Here is a 4,312-nt window from a genome sequence, read left to right as displayed (position 1 = left end):
GCACCACCTCTATCTGTGAGAGGAGTACCGTCAGGGCCATATTGTTGTCCTTTAAGGAAACCAAAACCAATATGAGTACCGTCTGCAATACCATCATTATTATCATCAACAGTACCATCTGCACCAGCAGGTTCACCTTGAAGTGGTACACCACCTCTTCGTTCTTCCTGGCCGCCTCCTAAAACATTACTTTCAGGGCCTTCAAATAAATCATAGAATTCAGATAAGGTTGAAAAGCCATTCCATCCACCAGATTGCTCGGGTGTTACAAGATTATAGTGCAGGCCATTCCAAATCCTATTACCAACCTGGGTATTTATCCACCAGATGGTTTCATTATCAGGGGTATCTCGGAAGATATCAAAAAATCCAGCTTCTAATGCATAACCATCAGCAGTAATTTCATCTACTAAGGTTATCACTCTAGCCATATCAGCGGCATCCGGGCTCCCAGAACCATTGAAAATATGCCTGTTTAAATGAGTTTTAGCCAATAGGTATCTGGCTGCGGCTTTGGAAACATTTACATTTTCTGCACCGGATGGACCAGTAGCAGGAAGTCCGGAAATAGCGGCATCTAAATCAGAAACTATAAGTGCTATGGCATCTTCACCAGTCAAAACTGCAGGATCATCCAATGGAGGAGCGGCAGTATCCCTGATTGGCACCTGGCCAAAATTATCTAAAACTACATATACTGCTAAAGCTCTGAAAAAGGATGCAGCTGCCCTTGAATCGGGTGAAGATGCAGACCTGCTGTCTAATACTTCACTGGCTACAAGCTGAAGCTCATTCCATTGATTCCAAACTGCTGTAATATACTGATGATCCGGAGTCCAGGAGTGTTGGTGTAATTGTCTCCATATTCCATTATCACCCCAGTCAGATCCCCTTGTAGGAACCAACATTTCATCTGTTGTAACCTCAGCTAATGCATACAGGTCTGCCTGGTTACCAATGTATCCGTTAATGGAATTATACATGGCAGTAACCTGACTTGCTGCCTCCTCGGCAGTTGCTATACCCTCAAAGTTAGGGGCAAGCAAAGAATCGGTTGCTTCGATTTCCAGATCGGTACATGAGAAAAACAGTGCCAATGCGGGTAGCGAAAACATCAAAATTTTTGATCGTGTTTTTAAATAATTAATCATTGCAGTTTTTTTTTAAAATTAAAATTTAGCATTTATTCCTAAAGTCACTGTCAGAGGTCTGGGGAATGTGGTATAATCTATTCCTTGACTCGGAATACCGGATCCCAAATCACCCGTGTTGGCCGAAACCTCCGGATCCAGTCCGGTATAGTCAGTAAACAGTAATAAATTCTGTCCGGTTAATGAAAATCTTAGGTTTTTAAACACTTTGTCACCACTAAGAGGCACATTATAGCCAACCGTTGCGTTTTGTAAACGAATAAAATCTCCTTTCTCTAAATATAGGGTAGACACTTCCTGGGATATTAGTGTTAAACCTTCGGGATCTACGTTTCTGGAAGTTTCAAAGGTAGGTCTGTTTAAGAAGGCATTTCTTGTATTGTTATAAACCGAGAATCCAAATTGACCTGCAAAGAAGACATTAGCATCAAATCTGCCTGCCTTTAAATTCAGGGTAAGTCCTGAAAGAACGTCTGGTACAGCATCCTCACCTACAAAACTTTTTTCGTCTGCATTAAAGTTAGGGTTTCCGCTGGCATCCTCAGAATATGTTGCCATATAGTAAGAGAAAATAGATATCCCTTCTCCCAGGCGCTGAGCAAAGGCTCCGGTAAGCCCAGGACCATTAACTTGTCCGAAATCTGCTGTAGTACCATCTAACCCTTTAACCTTATTGTCATTATAGGAGATATTAAATGCTCCCGAAAAAGTTAAATTATCTTTTTGGATAAAATCATAAGCCAGAGCCAATTCTACCCCTTTGTTGATTAACTTGCCATTTTCAAGGTTCTTAAAGACAAAAGGATCAAAAGCTGGTGCTGCTGCCGCTTGTCTAAACAATAGATCTGAAGTCTCCTTGTTATAGAAGTCCAGAGAGCCGGTAAAGCGATCGAGGCCGAAACCAAAATCGATTCCAATATTATAATCAAGAGTCTGTTCCCATTTTAAATCAGGGTTTTGTACTGCAACTGTTTCAAGTCCTGGTCTGTTTACACTACCATCATCATTAATGGTTGGTGCAGCAAAACGCTGCCTTTTGATAAACTGACCATAACCCAGACCATCCTGGTTACCTGTGATACCTGCACTTAATCTTAATTTAAGTGTAGAAATCGCAGGACCAATGAATTCTTCTTCATTAACCTTCCATGCAAAGGCACCAGAGGGGAAATAACCATATTGGTTGTCCGGCGCAAATTTGGACGAACCATCCGCTCTAAATGTTGCTGTAAATAAGTATTTGTTATGCAAGTTCACATTTGCTCTTGCAAAGAAAGATTGTAATTCATCCGTATTATCAAAGTTATCGGACCATGCAGAAACGTACTTTCTAACACCAAGTGGACTTAAAACACCGGTATCACTAAATGGATTAAGACTGTTTATAAAACTGCCATTTGGATCATACCCAAATTGCTGGTATCCACCAGAAACGAGTGTTTGTCCGCTTCTGATAGTTTCTTTTAAGTCAGTACCCATTTGATCAAGGTTTTCTGTAAATGATCCCCAACCCTGAGAATTAAATCCTTGTCTTCTAAAATCCTGATAGGTAAAACCTATAATAGCATCTAAAGAAACGCTGGACCAATCTTTTTGCCAATTAAGTGTTGCTTCAAGTAATTTACTTGTCGCTTGTAATTCATTATACGAAGTCTGACCGTTACCACTAACCCTGTTCTGATTTGTAGCATTAGGTGAAATAGTTGCGCTGGCAGCAGCGAAGGAGTCATCATATCCTACAGCTACCTTTGCTCTCAATTCACTGTCTTCTAAATCAACAATATCATAAGAAGCAGCAAAGTTGATTAAAAACCTATCCGTATTAGTTTTCTGTCGGAAATTCTCCAAAAGGTTGGCAGGGTTTAACAGGTTACCTGCAATAACGAAATTCGGATTAGCTGGCCACGTTGGATTTGCGGAATATGTCGCTCCAATTATGTTACCACTTGCACCGGTTCCTCCACTAATTTGTGGTGCCAAATCATTTACGCGAGCAATAGAGGCTTGTAAATCAAATTTTAGCCTGTCATCTACAAAACGCTGATTGACATTTACTCTTCCTGTGATTCTTTCCTGTGAAGACCCTTGGATAACTCCAAACTGTTTTCCATAAGAAAAGGTACCTCGTACATTACCACTACCGTAATTATTGGAATAAGATAAATTGGTAACAGGAGAAGCCACAGTTCTTAAAACTACTTTCTGCCAGTCTGTATTAGAACCTGCATTAATATCATTGGCAATATCCTGACCTCGTATAGCGGCAGTCTGTGCCAGAAATGTTGGTGCATCAAAAAGGTCAAAATTCTTTCTGGGCGTGCCAATACTAAGGGTTTGATCAAATTCCCATACACCGCCTTGAGCAGTTTTACCACTTTTTGTTGTTACAATTACTACCCCGTTAGCTCCCCTGGACCCGTAAATGGCCGTTGCAGATGCATCTTTTAATATAGAGATACTTTCAATATCAGCCGGGTTAATAAAGTTTAAAGGGTTTCTTGAAGCATTTTCACCACCAGTTACATCGCCACCACCAGGAGTGGTAGATTCCGATGATAACGGAACACCATCTACAACGAAAAGTGGACTATTGTTGGAACGGATAGAGTTAGCACCCCTTATCCTAATGTTTACTCCAGCACCAGGTTCACCACTTGCCTGGGTAATTTGAACCCCTGAAGTTTTACCCTGGATCAATTGCTCAGGTGAAGCAATAATACCACTGTTAAAATCTTCTGCATTAACTGCAGATACAGCACCGGTAGCATCTTTAACTGTAGTAGTACCATAACCTATGATAACCACTTCATCTAATGCCTGTGCATCTTCGTCCAAAACTACATTAACAATAGTTCTTCCATTAATCCCAACTTCTTTTGTACTGTAACCAATGTAACTAATTACCAGTGCGGCATTGCTGTCCACATTGTTTATTGTGTAGTTACCGTCGAAGTCTGTCTGTGTACCGTTGGTAGTTCCTTTTACAACAACACTGGCCCCTGGTAAAGGACCATTTGCATCAGTAACTGTACCTGATACTTCTTGCGCTTTTGCAAGTCCGAAGCTTAAAATAGCTCCAACCAATAAAAAGCTCTTTAGTAGCGTAATCTTCATAAAAAGTTAATTTTGAGTTTAGTTAATTTTAGTACCAAAGGTTAAAC

2 protein-coding genes are annotated in these 4,312 nt (G+C 40.5%); both read right to left on the bottom strand.

The features are described from left to right. Nucleotides 1-1,115: RagB/SusD family nutrient uptake outer membrane protein (locus tag WBN20_RS09710; protein ID WP_424281531.1), on the bottom strand; the 1,115-nt coding region annotated here is incomplete at its 3' end. A 54-nt stretch (nucleotides 1,116-1,169) separates the two neighbouring features. Continuing rightward, nucleotides 1,170-4,265, bottom strand: coding sequence for a SusC/RagA family TonB-linked outer membrane protein (locus WBN20_RS09705; RefSeq protein WP_424281530.1), 3,096 nt, complete (start codon nucleotides 4,263-4,265; stop codon nucleotides 1,170-1,172). Nucleotides 4,266-4,312: the final 47 nt, after the last annotated feature.

Origin of the sequence: Eudoraea sp., from assembly GCF_049665975.1 — a bacterium.
Taxonomy (GTDB): Bacteria; Bacteroidota; Bacteroidia; order Flavobacteriales; family Flavobacteriaceae; genus Eudoraea.
The sequence above is the reverse complement of the archived record's forward strand: the minus strand, read 5'-3'. Positions and strand labels throughout refer to the sequence as shown.